The organism is Roseateles sp. GW821-FHT09H11 (assembly GCF_059415845.1).
On record NZ_JBWKOA010000006.1, the window covers coordinates 293577 to 309665 of the forward strand.

Annotated in this window: 17 protein-coding genes; 7 read left to right on the forward strand and 10 right to left on the reverse strand. The window is 68.3% G+C overall.

Annotated elements, in window-relative coordinates; genetic code table 11:
• Window positions 1-32: 32 nt before the first annotated feature.
• A complete protein-coding gene (locus AC07PR_RS20845) occupies window positions 33-1169 on the forward strand; it encodes a DUF72 domain-containing protein (RefSeq protein ID WP_495136433.1) in 1137 nt (378 codons plus the stop codon).
• 45 nt (window positions 1170-1214) lie between these two features.
• On the opposite strand, the gene AC07PR_RS20850 is transcribed toward AC07PR_RS20845, so the two are convergent.
• The 3 genes from AC07PR_RS20850 to AC07PR_RS20860 all read right to left on the reverse strand — a co-directional run bounded on the left by AC07PR_RS20850 (window position 1215) and on the right by AC07PR_RS20860 (window position 2824).
• Window positions 1215-1766, reverse strand: a complete 552-nt coding sequence (locus AC07PR_RS20850; protein ID WP_495136434.1) for a 2'-5' RNA ligase family protein — start codon at window positions 1764-1766, stop codon at window positions 1215-1217.
• Window positions 1767-1795: 29 nt separating this feature from the next.
• Complete coding sequence (locus AC07PR_RS20855) at window positions 1796-2008, reverse strand: hypothetical protein (protein WP_431102397.1); 213 nt, start codon at window positions 2006-2008, stop codon at window positions 1796-1798.
• Window positions 2009-2083: 75 nt separating this feature from the next.
• Window positions 2084-2824, reverse strand: coding sequence for an NIPSNAP family protein (locus tag AC07PR_RS20860; protein ID WP_495136435.1), 741 nt, complete (start codon window positions 2822-2824; stop codon window positions 2084-2086).
• A gap of 92 nt (window positions 2825-2916) precedes the next feature.
• Between AC07PR_RS20860 and AC07PR_RS20865 the strand changes: the two genes are divergently transcribed.
• The gene (locus AC07PR_RS20865; RefSeq protein ID WP_495136436.1) at window positions 2917-3282 is read left to right on the forward strand and encodes an AbrB/MazE/SpoVT family DNA-binding domain-containing protein; all 366 of its coding nucleotides are present in this window, start codon (window positions 2917-2919) and stop codon (window positions 3280-3282) included.
• The gene (locus AC07PR_RS20870) at window positions 3269-3769 is read left to right on the forward strand and encodes a type II toxin-antitoxin system VapC family toxin (RefSeq protein ID WP_377156497.1); all 501 of its coding nucleotides are present in this window, start codon (window positions 3269-3271) and stop codon (window positions 3767-3769) included. Before AC07PR_RS20865 ends, AC07PR_RS20870 begins: the two co-directional genes overlap by 14 nt.
• Window positions 3770-3836: 67 nt before the next feature.
• Here the strand turns inward: AC07PR_RS20870 and guaA are convergent, their stop codons facing one another.
• The 3 genes from guaA to guaB form a co-directional block, all read right to left on the reverse strand.
• Window positions 3837-5450 carry a glutamine-hydrolyzing GMP synthase gene (gene guaA, locus AC07PR_RS20875; RefSeq protein ID WP_377156499.1) on the reverse strand — a complete coding sequence of 538 codons (1614 nt, stop codon included), beginning with the start codon at window positions 5448-5450 and terminating at the stop codon, window positions 3837-3839.
• A gap of 70 nt (window positions 5451-5520) precedes the next feature.
• Window positions 5521-6816 (reverse strand): MFS transporter, encoded by a 1296-nt coding sequence (locus AC07PR_RS20880; protein WP_483105578.1) that lies wholly within the window; start codon window positions 6814-6816, stop codon window positions 5521-5523.
• A gap of 5 nt (window positions 6817-6821) precedes the next feature.
• The gene (gene guaB / locus AC07PR_RS20885) at window positions 6822-8294 is read right to left on the reverse strand and encodes an IMP dehydrogenase (protein ID WP_495136437.1); all 1473 of its coding nucleotides are present in this window, start codon (window positions 8292-8294) and stop codon (window positions 6822-6824) included.
• Window positions 8295-8357: 63 nt separating this feature from the next.
• Here guaB and AC07PR_RS20890 point away from each other — a divergent pair, with 63 nt between their 5' ends.
• Window positions 8358-8873, forward strand: a complete 516-nt coding sequence (locus AC07PR_RS20890; RefSeq protein ID WP_495136438.1) for a DUF4124 domain-containing protein — start codon at window positions 8358-8360, stop codon at window positions 8871-8873.
• Between the two features lie 124 nt (window positions 8874-8997).
• Here AC07PR_RS20890 and AC07PR_RS20895 read toward each other — a convergent pair whose 3' ends face one another.
• Both AC07PR_RS20895 and AC07PR_RS20900 read right to left on the reverse strand, forming a co-directional pair.
• Window positions 8998-9321: an RnfH family protein gene (locus tag AC07PR_RS20895; protein ID WP_495136439.1), complete on the reverse strand. Its 324-nt coding sequence runs from the start codon at window positions 9319-9321 to the stop codon at window positions 8998-9000.
• Window positions 9308-9772, reverse strand: a complete 465-nt coding sequence (locus AC07PR_RS20900) for a type II toxin-antitoxin system RatA family toxin (protein WP_377156507.1) — start codon at window positions 9770-9772, stop codon at window positions 9308-9310. The genes AC07PR_RS20895 and AC07PR_RS20900 overlap by 14 nt, the downstream gene beginning before the upstream one ends.
• A gap of 136 nt (window positions 9773-9908) precedes the next feature.
• Here AC07PR_RS20900 and smpB point away from each other — a divergent pair, with 136 nt between their 5' ends.
• Together smpB and AC07PR_RS20910 are read left to right on the forward strand one after the other, a co-directional pair.
• Window positions 9909-10373 (forward strand): SsrA-binding protein SmpB, encoded by a 465-nt coding sequence (gene smpB, locus AC07PR_RS20905; RefSeq protein WP_377156508.1) that lies wholly within the window; start codon window positions 9909-9911, stop codon window positions 10371-10373.
• A gap of 283 nt (window positions 10374-10656) precedes the next feature.
• Entirely contained in the window at window positions 10657-12003 is a 1347-nt protein-coding gene (locus AC07PR_RS20910) for a hypothetical protein (RefSeq protein ID WP_495136440.1), read from the forward strand.
• A 7-nt stretch (window positions 12004-12010) separates the two neighbouring features.
• Here the strand turns inward: AC07PR_RS20910 and AC07PR_RS20915 are convergent, their stop codons facing one another.
• The gene (locus AC07PR_RS20915; RefSeq protein WP_495136441.1) at window positions 12011-13219 is read right to left on the reverse strand and encodes a PLP-dependent transferase; all 1209 of its coding nucleotides are present in this window, start codon (window positions 13217-13219) and stop codon (window positions 12011-12013) included.
• A 271-nt stretch (window positions 13220-13490) separates the two neighbouring features.
• On the opposite strand from AC07PR_RS20915, the gene AC07PR_RS20920 reads away from it, so the two are divergent.
• A complete protein-coding gene (locus AC07PR_RS20920) occupies window positions 13491-14573 on the forward strand; it encodes a hypothetical protein (RefSeq protein ID WP_495136442.1) in 1083 nt (360 codons plus the stop codon).
• Here AC07PR_RS20920 and rimO read toward each other — a convergent pair.
• Window positions 14515-15942 (reverse strand): 30S ribosomal protein S12 methylthiotransferase RimO, encoded by a 1428-nt coding sequence (gene rimO, locus AC07PR_RS20925; RefSeq protein WP_377156513.1) that lies wholly within the window; start codon window positions 15940-15942, stop codon window positions 14515-14517. The genes AC07PR_RS20920 and rimO overlap by 59 nt on opposite strands.
• Between the last annotated feature and the right edge of the window lie 147 nt (window positions 15943-16089).

The window sequence follows — 16089 nt, forward strand, 5'->3', positions numbered from 1 at the left end:
CAGTGTAGCCGCGCCCGCTATGCTGCCGGCCCATGCAACAGGAGTTCCCCGGTCACCAGGACGATCTCTTCGGCGAGCTGCTGCCGCCCGCGCCCGCCGCACCGGCGCCGCGGGTCGCCGATCGCGACGACCTCGACGGCGATGACGACGTCGGCAGCGACCGCGCCGACACGCCCGAAGCCGGCGTCGCGCCGAAACGCCGTCGCGCCGGCATCCAGGCCCAGTCGCCGGACGAGGCCCAGGTCGCGCTGGCGGCCGCGTTGTCGCCGAGGATCCGGCTGGGCACCTCGTCGTGGAGCTACCCGGGCTGGCAAGGCATCGTCTGGGAGGGTCGGCATGGCGAGTCCAACCTCTCCCGCAACGGCCTGACCGCCTATGCGCAGCAACCGCTGCACCGCGCGGTGAGCATCGACCGCGGCTTCTACCAATCGCTCACGGCCAGCCAGTACGAGCGCTACGCGCAGCAGGTGCCCGAGGACTTCCGGTTCACGGTCAAGGCCCCCAGCGTGATCACCGACGCCCAGGTGCGCGCCGAGGACGGCCGCGGCCGCCAGGCCAACACGGCCTTCCTCGATCCGCGCCTGGCGATCCAGGAGTTCCTCGAGCCGGCGATGGCTGGACTGGGCACGCGCATCGGCGCGCTGGTGTTCCAGCTGAGCCCGTTGCCGCTGGCGATGCTGGACCGCATGCCGGAGCAGCTCGACCGACTGCACGCGATGCTGGCCGCCCTGCCCTCGCTGCGCGACGTGGCACCGGAGGCGGTCGTGGCCGTCGAGGTCCGCGACCCGGAATGGCTGACACCGGCATTCGTCGCCATGCTCAAGGACTGCGGCGCGCGCTACTGTCTGGGCCTGCATCCGAAGCTGCCGACGATCGAGGAGCAGCTGCCGCTGCTGCGCGCGATGTGGCCGGGACCGCTGGTCTGCCGCTGGAACCTGCACCGGATCCACGGCCCCTTCGGCTACGAGGACGCGGTGAAGAAGTACGGGGAATACGCCGAGCTGATGGATCCGGATCCGGAGACGCGGGCCGTGCTCGCGAAGGTGATCCGGGCGACGGCGCAGGCGGGCCACCCCGCCTACGTCACGATCTCCAACCACGCCGAGGGCTCCGCGCCGCTGAGCCTGCGCGCACTGGCGCGGGAGATCGTCGCACCAGGCGAGACCTGACCCCCGCGCATTGCGGCGCATGACGACGAATCGCGGCTGACCGGCTCAAGCGAGCGGCCAGCGCGCGAGCTCAACGTGTGTGGACTGTCCCTGCAGACTGTCCATGAGCAGGACCTCCGTCGCCGTCCAGCCGGGCACGATGAACGGCTGCGGCTCCACGACATGATCGTCGTAGAACAGCGTCAAGTGCGGCGTGAAGTGGGGATCGGTCCGCAGGCCGCTGGCGCGCAGGCGCTCGCCGAGCGCGGCCCGCATCGTCCGCACGGGGTCGAGACACGCGCCCCCGCTGAGCACGAGCGGCAGGTTCCGCCGCTTTCGGGTGAAGCTCAGGAGCTGGTCGAAGTCCACCTGGACCGGACCGTGCCGCAACGAGGCGGCAGCGACTTCGGCAAGCAGCCTCACCTCCGCCATCACCTCGGCCTGGTCGGTCTGGTCGTCGTACCAGCCCAGGTGGTGCAAGGTCACGTGGAGGCGTTCGGTGCGCGCCGCCTTGGCGCGCAGGCCGAAGCGCCGCACGAGCTCTCCAGAGATCACGCTCAATCTCGCCGCGGTCTCCAGATCGGGGCGCAGGCAGAAGAACAGCGCATGGACAGTCACGATGCGATCACGACGCCATCACGGCGCGCTCATTCCGCTTCGGACGCGCGCTGCTCGCCCTGCTTCATCAGGTCCTGCACCTGGCGGCCGACGGCCTCCGGCTGAGGCAGCGCCGACGATGCCGCGGACGCCGCCGGGTCCGCCGAGACTTGCGGCTTCATCGCCTGCATCTGCTTCTTCGCGGTCAGCATCACGATGGCGAGCACGATGACGAGGGCGAGGATGGACAGGGCGCTGCGCATGCAAGAACTCCGGAGTGGAAGCGGGGATGACGCGAAGCATAGCCACACTCGGCCGACCCGCCGTCACCCGCCGGTTCAGCGCGGCACCGAGGCGATGCCCGGTCGCAATCGCAGGATCTGCGGCGATCGCTCCTGCGCGTCACGCCAGCGCGGCTCGAGCGCACGCCACGCGGTCGAGTGCCGGCAGGCACTCCAGCGCATCGCCCAATCGTCGGCATTCGCGGCGCGGGTCATCCAGACGAAGACCTTCTCCCCCTCGCGGACCGGCAGGCGTGGGAAGTTGTTGGGCGAGCGCTCCGGCACGAAGCTGCCGATCACCGGCAGGCCCGCCGCCTCGATGACCGGCGCGACCTCGTGCTCGAAGAAACGCGCGAAGCCGTCCTCGGGATCGGCCGGGTCCTTCCAGAGGGTGCAGAGGTGCAGGACCACGAGCCCCGGCGACGCTCCTCGCCGGAACATGCCGGCATCGCGCGCGCCGTCGATGCGCGCGGGCTGCGGCCCGACGCCCGGGCTCCTCATCAACAGCACGTTGTCGTTGTCGACGAGCATCGGATTCGCTTCGTCGCGATGCGCCTGCCACACGGGGCCGAAGTAGAACTCGCTCAGCGTCTTCTCGCGCGCCGCCATGTCGTCGAAGCCGCGGATCCAGACAAAACGGTCCGGGTCGTCGAGATCGGCGAACTGCCCGTACAGCCGCATGCCGACGGCCTCCTGCGATTCGACGAAGGCCGCGTCGAACAGCCGCATGAAGCGTTCGCGCTCGCCCTTGACGATCTTGTACTGGCGCAGCTCGTAGACGGGGTGGTCGTCGGCCATGGGGTCTCCGGAGTGGTGGCTAAGCGATCCGCCGATTCTGGACAGAGGCCCTGACATCGCGTGTCAGCACAGGAACTTCGTGAATTCATCCTATGGCCATGAACGTCAATCACACAAGCAAGTTGAAGCGATACCGATCGTCGCCAGTACAGACTGACTGCCCACCGATCGAGGCCGTGGATCAGGAAGAACCGGAAGCGAAGAATCGCCAGTCTTGTTTCGCTAAACGCACCGGAGTCCACATGCCCGCGCCCGTCGCCATCCTGTCCTCACGACACCGCGTCGCGCTTCCGAAAGAGATTCGAGACACGCTCGATTGGAAGCCAGGAGAGGAACTCAAAGTCGTCCGACACAAGGACGGCATCTTCATCTACAAGCGCATCACCATCGACCAGATCATGGGCATTGCAAAAGGCGCTGACACGGGCAACTACCGGGATCGCAATGACCGCTACTGACCACTCCGGCTCACAGAACTCAGGACGAAACGTGGTCGTAGACACGTCCGCCTGGATCGAGTGCTTTGCCGAATCTGACTTGGGTCGATTGATCTGGCCCAACCTCCCGCCCTTGCAGCACTGCATCGTCCCGACGATCGTGCAACACGAGATTGAGAAGTGGGCACTCCGAACCTTGGACGCCGAGCGCCATGAAAGTCTTGAACGGACCTTGGAAGATTGCCCTGTCGACGAGCTCGACACCGCCACGGCCAAGGAAGCCGCAAAGATCAACGCCAAGTACAAGCTCGCGTCGGCAGACGCTTTGATCTACGCGACAGCGCAGAAGTTCGGTGTCGAAGTGATCACCTGCGATGCTCACTTCAAAGACCTTCCCTCGGTCAGGTTCTACCCGAAGAACGCCAAGCCCCGCAGCGTCGGCATCGGACCTGACGGGTGTTGGGAAGGCTGGCCGACATCGGCTCAAATGTCTCCGCTGATTCAATGAATGGGTTGAGAGCTCAAAAGCAAACAAGGGCCTGACGGGCCCCTGTTTGCTTGTCAGCGCGAAGCGCTCATTCCCATTCGATCGTCGCCGGCGGCTTGCTCGAGACGTCGTAGGTCACGCGGTTGATGCCGCGCACCTCGTTGATGATGCGGCCCGAGCAGCGCTTGAGCAGGCTGTACGGCAGTTCCGCCCAGTCCGCCGTCATGAAGTCGCTGGTCTGCACCGCGCGCAGCGCGACCACGTAGTCGTAGGTCCGGCCGTCGCCCATCACGCCCACGCTCTTCACCGGCAGGAACACCGTGAAGGCTTGGCTCGTGAGCTCGTACCAGGTCTTGCCCGTCGCCTCGTCGCGCGTGTTGCGCAGCTCCTCGATGAAGATCGCATCGGCGCGGCGCAGCAGGTCCGCGTACTCCTTCTTCACCTCGCCCAGGATACGCACGCCCAGGCCCGGGCCCGGGAACGGGTGGCGGTAGACCATCTCCGGCGGCAGGCCCAGCGCCACGCCCAGTTCACGGACCTCGTCCTTGAACAGCTCGCGCAGCGGCTCCAGCAGCTTCAGGCCCAGCTGCTCCGGCAGCCCGCCCACGTTGTGGTGGCTCTTGATCGTCGTGGCCTTCTTCGTCTTCGTGCCGCCGCTCTCGACCACGTCCGGATAGATCGTGCCCTGCGCCAGGAAGGTCGCGCCCTTGTGGACACCCTTGCCGCCGTCGCCGGACTTCAGGCGCTCGGCCTCGGCCTTGAACACGTCGACGAACAGGCCGCCGATGATCTTGCGCTTGCGCTCCGGATCGGTCACGCCGGCCAGTTGGCCGAGGAACAGCTCGCTCGCATCGACGCGGATCACCTTCGCGTGCAGCTTGCCCGCGAACATGTCCATCACCGCGTCGCCTTCGTTCAGGCGCAGCAGGCCGTGATCGACGAACACGCAGGTCAGCTGGTCGCCGATCGCGCGATGGATCAGCGCCGCCGCCACCGACGAATCGACGCCGCCCGACAGGCCCAGGATGACTTCCTCGTCACCCACCTGCTCGCGGATCTTCGCGACGGCTTCGGCGATGTAGTCGCCCATGATCCAGTCGCCCTTGCAGCCGGCGATCTCGCGCACGAAGCGGTTGAACACCGCCGCGCCCTGCACCGTGTGCGTGACCTCGGGATGGAACTGGAACGCGTAGTAGCCCTTGTCCTCGTTGGCCATGCCGGCGATCGGGCAGCTCGGCGTCGAGGCCATCAGCTGGAAGCCCGGCGGCAGCGCGGTGACCTTGTCGCCGTGGCTCATCCAGACCTTGAGCATGCCGTGGCCTTCGGGCGTGGCGAAGTCCTGGATGCCGTCCAGCAGCTTGGTGTGGCCGTGCGCGCGGACCTCGGCGTAACCGAACTCGCGGTGATCGCTCCACTCGACCTTGCCGCCCAGTTGCACCGCCATTGTCTGCATGCCGTAGCAGATGCCCAGCACCGGCACGCCCAGGTCCCACACCGACTGCGGCGCGCGCAGCTCGTGGTCCTCGTAGGTCGAGGCGTGGCTGCCCGACAGGATGATCGCCTTCGGCGCGAACGAGCGGATGAAGTCGTCGCTGACGTCGTTGGGATGGATCTCGCAGTAGACGTGGGCCTCGCGCACGCGGCGCGCGATCAGCTGCGTCACCTGGGAGCCGAAGTCGAGGATGAGGACTTTGTCGTGCATGGTCAGCTTCTGGGGATGCTTGGGAATGCTGGGATGTCGGGGATCGGGCGGAAGCCGGTGGCGCGCCGGCTCAGGCCTTGGCCGCGGCGGCCTGCGCCGGCGGGTCCGTGTTGAAGTGGCGCCACGCGAAGGCCAGCGAGGCCAGTTGCAGCAGCGCGCAAAGGTAGAACGGCGCGCCGATGCGCCAGTCGGTCTTGGGGAGTTCGGCGACCAGCGCCATCAGCCCCAGGCCGGCGATCGGCGAGATCACCGCCATCAGGCTGTTGATCGCGGCCACCGCGCCCATGGTCTCGCCCTGCGTGCGGGCGTCGGCGGCATTGGAGATCAGACTCTGCATCGCCGGGGCCGCGGCCACGCCGGCGATGTTCAGGAAGATCGCGCCGACCATCATCCAGGCCTCGGTCGACAGGCCCCAGATCAGGTTGGTCAGGATCGAGGTCGTCAGGCCGATCAGCACCAGGCGCCGCGCGCCCAGCCAGCGCATCAGCGGCTGCAGCAGCACGCCCTGCACCACCACCGCGACCAGACCCACGACGAACAGCGACAGGCCGTTCTCGCGCGGACCCCAGCCGAACTTGTGCTGGTTGTAGAGCACCCAACTGGTCTGGATCACCAGCTGCGCCAGGCCCGAGCACGCGATCACGTAGATCAGCGGCCCGACACCGTTCAGCTTGCGCAGCCGGCCCAGCGCCACGACCGGATTGGCCTTGCGCCACTCGAAGGGTCTGCGGTGCTCCGGCGCCAGCGACTCGGGCAGCACGAAGAAGCCGTACAGCCAGTTGAGCAGCGCCAGCGTGCCGGCGACGTAGAACGGCAGGTGCAGGTCGATGCTGCCCAGCAGCCCGCCCATCACCGGACCGAGGATGAAGCCCATGCCGAAGGCCGCGCCCAGCATGCCGAAACGCTTGGCACGATCCGCCGGCGGCGTGATGTCGGCGACGTAGGCGTTGGCGACGGCCGCGTTGGCCTGCATCGCGCCGGAGAACAGCCGCACCACGACCAGCATCCACAGCGCGTTGGCCAGCGCCGTCACGAAGAAGCTCAGCGCGAGGCCGCTGAAACCGATCAGCATCACCTTCCGACGGCCGAAGCGGTCGGACAACCCGCCCAGGATGGGCGAGCCGAAGAAATTCGCGATGCCGAAGGCGAACGCCACGGCCAGCTGCGCCAGCGTGTGCTGCGTCTCGCTCTGCGTGAAGGTTCCGACCAGCGGCGGCAGCACCGGGATGATCAGGCCGATCGACACCATGTCGATCAGCACCGCGATCAGGATGAACGACATGGCGGCCTTGCGGCCGCCATGCGTCGTCGTTGCTGCGGCGGCGTCGGGGCCGGAGCCCCGCGCCGCGTCGACCTGTTCGGACAAGGGCGTCACTCCAGGCGGTAGTTGGGCGCTTCCTTCGTGATCTGCACGTCGTGGACGTGGCTCTCACGGATGCCCGCCGAGGTGATCTCGACGAACTCGGCCTTCTCGTGCATGTCCGAGATGCTGCCGCAACCGCAGTAACCCATCGAGGCGCGCACGCCGCCAGCCATCTGGTGCACGATCGCGACCATCGACCCCTTGTACGGGACGCGGCCTTCGATGCCTTCCGGCACCAGCTTGTCCGCGTTCGGGTTGGTCGTCTCGTCGTTTTCCTGGAAGTAGCGGTCCGCCGAACCGGCCTTCATCGCGCCGATCGAGCCCATGCCGCGGTAGCTCTTGTAGCTGCGGCCCTGGTAGAGGATCACTTCGCCCGGGGCTTCCTCGGTGCCGGCGAACATGCCGCCCATCATCACCGTGCTCGCGCCGGCGGCGATGGCCTTGGCGATGTCGCCCGAGTAGCGGATGCCGCCGTCCGCGATCGCCGGCACGCCCGTGCCCTTCAGCGCGGTGGCGACGAAGTCGATCGCCGCGATCTGCGGCACGCCGACGCCGGCCACGATGCGGGTCGTGCAGATCGAGCCCGGGCCGATGCCGACCTTGACCGCGTCCGCGCCGGCTTCCACCAGCGCCAGCGCCGCGGCGCCGGTGGCGATGTTGCCGCCGATGACCTCGACGCCGGGGTAGTTCTTCTTGACCCAGCGCACGCGTTCGATGACGCCGCTGCTGTGGCCGTGCGCGGTGTCGACGACGATCGCGTCGACGCCGGCCCTGACCAGCAGCTCGACCCGCTCCTCGGTGCCCTCGCCCACGCCGACCGCCGCGCCGACGCGCAGCTTGCCGTGCGCATCACGCGCGGCGTTCGGGAAATTGGTCTGCTTGGTGATGTCCTTGACGGTCATCAGGCCGCGCAGTTCGAACGCGTCGTTGAGGACCAGCACGCGCTCCAGCTTGTGCTTGTGCATCAGCGCCTTGCCGTCGCTCAGCGAGGCGCCCTCGGGCACCGTGATCAGGCGCTCGGCCGGGGTCATGATCTCGCTGACCGGGATGTCCATGCGCGTTTCAAAGCGCAGGTCCCGGTTGGTGACGATGCCGACGACCTTCTGCCCCACCAGCACCGGGAAACCGGACACGCCGTGGTGCTCGCTCAGCTGCTTGACCTGGCGGACGGTGGTCTCGGGCGTGATCGTGATCGGGTCGCGGAGCACGCCGGACTCGTAACGCTTGACCCGGGCCACTTCCGCGGCCTGCTGCTGCGGGGTGAGGTTCTTGTGGACGATGCCGATGCCGCCTTCCTGGGCGATGGCGATCGCCAGGCGCGCCTCGGTCACGGTGTCCATCGCGGCGGACACGAGCGGCAGGTTCAGGCGGATGCCACGCGTGAACTGCGTGGCCAGACTGGTGTCGCGCGGCAACACCTGGGAGAACGCCGGCACCAGCAACACATCGTCGAAGGTGAGGGCCTTTCCGAGTAGGCGCATGAGGGAAGCTCCAGACGCAAAGGCGCATTATAGAGAAGCCCGGCGGTACACTCCACGACCATGATGAATCCCCCACTCTCGCGACGCCCGCGACGCCCGCTGGGCATGATCTGCGCGCTGGCGCTGATGGCGTTGACCTCGGTCGCGCACGCCCAATGGAAGTGGCGCGACGCCGATGGCCGCACGCAATACAGCGATCGTCCGCCGCCGCCGAGCGTCGCCGAGAAGGACATCCTGCAGCGCCCGTCCAACGCGGCGCGTGCCGCCCCGTCGCCGGCGCAGGTGGCGCTGGCAGGCGCCTCCGCGGCGGCTTCGGCCGCTTCCGCGCCGGCCCGTGCGGCGAGCGAGGCCTCCTCGCGCGAGAAGGTCGAGCGCGAGCGCAAGGCCCAGGAAGACAAGGCCCGCGCGGACGCGATGGCCGAGAACTGCCGTCAGGCCCAGAACCGCCAGCGCGTGCTCGAGTCCGGCGTGCGTCTGCGCAGCGGCACCCAGACCGGCGACTCGCAGCCGATGACCGAGCAGATGCGCCAGGAAGAGATCCGCAACATGCAGGCCGTGGTCACGGCGAACTGCAAGTAAGGCCGGAACGAGTCCCGGAAACAACACCGGCGGGCAAACCGCTCGTAAGTCCGGTGACCGCTGGTAAGACGACAGGCCGCTGATGCGGCCTTTCCTGTTTCCGGGCCCGGACCTGCGTCCGGTGTCAGGCCTTGCGGCCCAGCGGTCGATGCCGCGTGACGATGCGGCTGCCCGCGGCCTGGAAGCGCTGGCGGCGTGCTTCCTTCGGATCGACCGTCAACGGACGGTAGACCTCGACCCGGTCCTGTTCGCGCAGCGGGGTCTCCAGCGGCACGGTGCGCCCCCAGATCCCGGCCGTCAGCGCGGCGATCTGGTCCGGCGCGAACCAGGCGCTGGCCGCCAGGGCGTCGCGCAGGGTGCTGCCGGCGGGCAGGGTCAGTCGTTGCTCGCGCAGTTCGCCCTGGACCGGGCTCCAGAAGAGCTCGATCGACAGGTCAGCGGGCGCCATGGACCTGCTCGGCGCGCTTCACGAAGCTGTCGACGAAGGTGTTGGCGATGCGGTCGAACACCGGACTGACGACCGCCTCGAGCGCAAAGCTCGAGAACGCGTAGCGCAGCTCGAACTCGATCTTGCAGGCGCGCGGTTCACCGTCGGCCGGCGCACCGGGGCGGCTCAGCGGCAGGAACTGCCAGTCGCCGTCGAGCATCGAGAACGGCCCGTCGACGAGTCTCATGCGCACGCGCTGGTTCGGCTCGTTCGTGTTGCGGGTGGTGAACGCATGACGCAGGCCGGCGTACTGCAGGGACAGCTTCGCGGTCACGCCGTCGTCGTGGCGTTCCAGGACCTCCGCGGACGAGCACCAGGGCAGGAACTCCGGATAACGCTCGACCTGGGTGACCAGGTCATACATCTCGCGCGGCGAGTACCAAAGGAGGACGGTCTTCCGGACGTGCTTCATGGCGGTTCTTAGAATGGCGGGATTGTAGGCGGCCCGATCGACCCCATCTGGGCGTCACCGGGCCGCCATCCGGCCCGCCTGCCCTCGGCGCTTGCGCCGACCTGGCGCGCCCGCGACCCGCACAAGAAGAGCTCCCATGTCCATTGCAGAAAACCGTCGCGCCCGATTCGAGTACCACCTCGAGGAGCAGTACGAAGCCGGCATCGTCCTCGAAGGCTGGGAGGTCAAGGCCATCCGCTCCGGCCAGGTGCAGTTGCCGGACGGTTATGTCGTCATCCGAGACGGGGAACTGTTCCTGATCGGCTGCCGGATCGATCCGCTGCGCACGGCGTCGACGCACGTCAACCCGCTGGCCGACCGCACGCGCAAGCTGCTGATGAGCGGCGCCGACATCCGCCGGCTGATCGGCAAGGTGGAGCAGCGCGGCTTCACGCTGATCCCGCTGGACCTGCACTACAAGAATGGCCGCGTGAAGGTGCAGATCGCGCTGGCCAAGGGCAAGGCCCAGCACGACAAGCGCGAGACCGAGAAGAAGCGCGACTGGGAACGCGAGAAGGGCCGCCTGATGCGGCACAAGGTCTCGGGGCCGTCGAAGGACTGAACGGCCGGCGGCCCCCGGCCAACTCAGCGCGCCTTCGTCGACGAGCGCGCACCGCTTCGTCGCTCCTCCAAGCAGCGGCAGCGGCAACGGTGCCGGGGAGTCGACCGTGTTCATCCCGTCCAATCCAGGCCCAGCGACATCGCCTCCATCGGATGACCCGTCGCCGGAGGCCTCGTCCGCAGGTCCCGATCCGTCATGCGATCCGGACGGGCCTGACAAGCCTCGGCAGCCCGATCGCTTGCGCTTCGGGTCGGCCCCTCGGCTTGCGGCCACCAACTCCCTGTTGGTCGCAAGAGGACTGACCGATCTCGACGCCACGCTGCGACACGTCGTCCTGTCCCTGCCACCGGGCAGGGACGGCAGCGCCGAGACCCTGATCCGCCTTCGCGCGATCAGTGCGCACCTGGCGCAGTCCGCTGCGGACACCGCCCAGCGTCGCGCGCTGGCCGAGCAGTTGATCCGGTGGGATGTGGTGTCGCACATGATCCGGATGAACCGCGCTGATGGCCATCAACAAAGGTTCCCAGACTCCGCGATGGGCGGACGCGACCAGGAATGCTGGCATCAGCTCGACGCCGTGCAGGCCTGCGCGAACGCCAACTACATGACGCTGCTGGGACGCCTCGCGACGAGCGGCGTGCTCACGCCCGAGGAGGTCTGGACCGCCCTGTCCACGGTGCCGCCGGGACGCACCCTCGATGCCTACCTGAACGTGGCGGCCAACACGCTGTGCATACGGCCGCCGCAGCCCCATCGGCGGCTCCTCGCGACCTTGGATCTCGGCGACGCGGAGGCCCTGGCGCAACTGCTTGGCGACCTGCTCCCGCGGCTCTCGGGCCTGGACGACCGGAGCCCCTTCGAACGGCTGGCCGCCGTCGGCAGATCCAGCCGTGACGATGCGCGCAGGGCGCCGCCACGCTTCTACGACCGCCTGTTGCCGGAGAACTCGCGGACCCTGTCTCTCCCGCTGGCCCTGTTCTGCCGCGAGCTGGACGCATTGGACGCCGGCGTTCCACCGCCGCGTCGCGCGCCGAAGTTGCTCGGCTGCTGCGCCGGCGCGTCGCCTCCTTCCCTGGCCCGCCGCTTCGAGGCGGCATTGAAGGCCGCGCGTTCCTCGGACGAGTTCCCCCCGCTCGGGCAACGGCATCCAAAGGCTTTCGCGGCGATCAGCGATGACCTGGCGGGTGCACTCGACTGGGACGAACCGCGGTCGCGCTGGGGTTACCGCAACGCGGTGTCGCGATTCCCCTTGCCCCTGTACCGGCGATGGAAAGCGGAGGACTTCGTCGATCGGCAGATCCGCGACGTGCTTCAGCGTCAATGGCAGTCGGAGGCGCGGCGAACTTCGCGGTCAGGGGACCGCTGCGGTCCGGCGCACATGCCCGCCGCGCTGATGGAGACGCTCTGCGGCGAGACGATGAGGTCCGCCGTCGCCGCCCATTGGATCCAGGAGATGACAAGGGCCCCGGAGGAGCTGTTGCCGTCGGTCCAGGAGCGATTCATGAGCGCCATCGAGACGCACCTCGCGCACAACGGCGGCCTGACGGCACGTGTGGCCTACGCGGCCGTCGCCGCGAAAGAGCGACCGGCCGGCCCTCCGGTCGTGACGCAAGCGCGCGACACGCGCTGAACGCGGCTCACGCCAGCGCCGACAGGGCCTGCGTGAGGTCGGCCCGCAGGTCCTCGACCTCCTCGAGCCCGATCGCGAAACGCACCAGCGTGCCGCCCTCCTCCGCTGTCCACGGCAGCCCCAGCGAGCGGCTGCGACTGAGGTCGTAAGGCACGACCAGACTCATCGGGCCGGCCCAGGAATAGCCGATCCCGAAGCAGGTCAGCGCGTCCACGAAGGCGTCGACGCGACGCGCGTCGAACTCGGGACGGAACACCGCGGAGAACAGGCATCCACCAGCCTGCGGGCAGACGCGTTGCCAATGCACATGGCCGGGCGAGTCCGGCAACGCCGGATGCAGCACCCGCGCCACTTCCGGACGCGCAGCCATCCAGCGCGCAAGTTCGCGGGCAGCCGCATCCTGCGCGCGGTAGCGCAGCGCGATGCTCGGCAGGCCGCGCAGCACGGCCTCGACGTCGTTCTGGCCGACGCCGTAGCCGAGGTACTCGTGCGTGGCCACCAGTTGGCGGTTGAGCACTACATCGCGCGTGCAGACCGCGCCCATCAGCAGGTCCGCGCCGCCGGACGGGAACTTGGTCAGCGCCTGCATGCTGATGTCGGCACCGAGTCCCGGCGCGACGTCCGGCGCCACCTCGAAGGCATTGAAGGCCAGCCCCGCGCCCCAGGTGTTGTCGAGCGCCGTGAGCACGCCGCGCGCGCGGCAGGCCTGGAGCAGGCCGATCAGATCGGGGAACTCCAGCGTGATCGATCCGGCGGCCTCGAGCCAGACCAGCTTCGTGCGTGGCGACAGCAAGGCCTCGAACGCCGGCACGTCCAGCGGATCGTAGAAGCGGTGCGTGATGCCGAGCCGGGTCAGCAGGCCGTTGGCGAGGTGCCGGTTCTGGCCATAGACGTTGTCGGGCAGCAGCACCTCGTCGCCGGGCCGCAGGAAGGCCAGGCTGGTCAGCGTAATCGCGGACACGCCGCTGGGGGTGAGCACGCAGTGCTCGGCATGCTCGAGCGTCGCGATGCGCGCGGCCAGCGTGTAGGTCGTCGGTGTGCCGGGCAGGCCATAGCGATAGCTGACACCGTCCTGCGTGCGCGGCCGGTGCAGTTCGGCGGTGTTCCTGAACAGCACCGTCGACGCCTTGGCCACCGGGACGTGCACGGCATCCCAGCCCTCGGGCGCCCGGTACGGGTGATGGATCTGTTCGGTGGACGGGCCGCGTCGGGTCACGACATCTCCTTGGAGTCAGGGGAACCAGACGGGCATTCTCCGGCACGCGTCAGGTCCGATGTCGAATGCGTCAAGCGGGCGCCCCGTGAACGGCGCCTGCATGGCGCCAGATGGGTTGTCGACCGGAAACACCCACTGAGCCCGACGACTCCACTCCCAAGGACCCGCGATGCCGTCGATTTCACGCCTGCTCTCACACCTCATTCCCTGCTTCAGGCAGTCACCGCCGCAGACGCCACCCGGCCGGTCGCGCCCTTCCGACGACGGCCCGGTGACGCTGTCCGATCGGCTCGCCCCGCTGAAGGAGGAATGGCCTACGGCCGATTGCGCGGCCAGCGCCAGGATGAAGACGCTGAACCAGAGGACGGCCATGCCCACCGCGACTCAACAGCTGCTGCACGCGATGCATCTTCACCTGGCGCTGAGAGCAACGGTGAGACGCGGCGGGAGCGAGTCCGGCCCGCCCCCACCCGACCTGACTCGAGCCATCACGCAGGCTGCCACCGCGCTGACCCAGACCGAACGCCGGGCGTTGCAGCCCCATCTTGCGGAGCCGCAAGGATGGCTGGAATGGTCGAGATCCCAGCTGCTGCGCCGAGGCGAGAAGGCCGCGGTCGCGCGGAAACAGGGCGTCCTTGTCGAGACCGATGCCCAGCGCCTGCTGCAGTCGTTACGAGACGCCTTGAGGTCGCCCGCCCCGCGTGACGGGACGAGGATTTCCGCGAAAGCCGCGCAGATCGACGATCCGGAGGACGTGCATCAACAGCTTCGGAAAGCAGCGGCGGAGATCCGCACCTCCGGACATTGGACTGGAGCGGGGGGCGACCTGGCGCCGCATCTGGTCACGACCATGCCGGGATGGCCCGAAGGCCTCTCGCTGCGAATCGAGGACAAGGCGGGGATACGGGCGCCGATGGAATTCGGTCAATTGGCGCCGGGCCGGACGCCCGTCACGGTCCAGATCGACCATGTCCGCCACCACTATTCGCCGATCGTCGATGGGCGACCGCGCGATGTGCCGGCGAAGGGAGACTGCTTCTACGAATCGGTCCTTCGGGCGATGCGAGTGGAAGACCAGCGCGCGCTCTTCAAAGGCATGCGCTTCCAGAAAGGCGCCGGCATGGGCGATCTGATCCGGGCCATGCGTCGCCAGGTGGCGGATGAACTCGAACGCCAGATCGAGCGTCCGGGCGGTCCACCGGATGAACTGTGCGCACAGGTGATCGCCCGGTGGGAGCGGGCGGATGTCCGCGCGCTTCCGGAGCGGCGCGCATCCCACGGATTGACCCAGGGATTCAGATCGGCAATGCGATCAGGTCGTGGCCCTCGACACCCACGATGCGGGCGCGGGTGAACTCGCCGACGCGCAGTTGCTTGCTGGCCTTTTCGGGCGGCAGCAGGCGCACGGTGCCGTCGATCTCCGGCGCGTCCGCGTACGAGCGGCCGACGCCGCCCTTGCGGCCGAGCGCCGGCGCGGAGTCGACCAGCACCTGCATCGTCGCGCCGATGCGGCGTTGCAGCTTGGCGATGGAGACTTCCTCGGCCACGGCCATGAAGCGCGCGCGGCGTTCCTCGCGGACCTCGTCCGGCAGCGCGCCGTCGAGCGCATTCGCCGGCGCGCCTTCAATCGGCGAATAGGCGAAGCAGCCGGCGCGGTCGATCTGCGCCTCGCGCATGAAGTCGAGCAGGTACTGGAACTCCGCCTCGGTCTCGCCGGGGAAGCCGGCGATGAAGGTCGAGCGGATCACGAGCTCGGGGCAGATCTCGCGCCAGCGCAGGATGCGCTCCAGGTTCTTCTCGCCGTTGGCGGGGCGCTTCATGCGCTTCTGCACGTCGGGGTGCGCATGCTGGAACGGCACGTCCAGATACGGGAGGATGAGGCCCTCGGCCATCATCGGCACGATCTCGTCGACGTGCGGGTAGGGATAGACGTAGTGCAGGCGGACCCACGCGCCGTAGGGCTTGGCGATCTCGCCGAGCTGGGCCACGAGGTCGAACATGCGCGTCTTGACCGGCTTGCCGTCCCAGAAGCCGGTGCGGTACTTGATGTCGACGCCGTAGGCGCTGGTGTCCTGGCTGATGACCAGCAGCTCCTTGACGCCGGACTCGAACAGCGCCTTGGCTTCGGACAGCACGTCGCCGATCGGGCGCGAGACCAGGTCGCCGCGCATGCTCGGGATGATGCAGAAGCTGCAGCGGTGGTTGCAGCCTTCGGAGATCTTCAGGTAGGCGTAGTGCTTGGGCGTCAGCTTGATGCCGGCGATGCCGCGGGCCTCGGGCACGAGGTCGATGAACGGGTCGTGCGGCTTGGGGACGTGGGTGTGGACGGCGTCCATCACTTCCTGCGTCGCATGCGGACCGGTCACGGCGAGCACGCTCGGGTGGATCTCGCGGACCATGTTGTCGGAGCTCGCGCCGGCCTTCGCGCCGAGGCAGCCGGTGACGATGACCTTGCCGTTCTCGGCCAGCGCCTCGCCGATGGTGTCCAACGATTCCTTGACGGCATCGTCGATGAAGCCGCAGGTGTTGACGATCACGAGGTCAGCGCCGGCGAAGGTCTTGGACGTCTCGTAGCCCTCGGCGCGGAGCTGCGTCAGGATCAGCTCGGAATCGGTCAGCGCCTTCGGGCAGCCGAGGCTGACGAAACCGATCTTGGGCGCCTGGCTGCCGGTGGGGCTGCCAGTCTTCGCGGCGGCGGTGGGGTCGTAAGTCGTTGATTCCATTTGGGTTCCGCCGGGCGATCTGGCTGATGGGCTGGGGCGGCATTGTAAGCGAGGCGCTACTTCCAGACAGGGGCCGGTGCTTTGCGCCCCGCCCGCCACCGTGGACGAGTGCCGCTGCACGCGCCCGGCCACGGCCCCCGTCCGCCG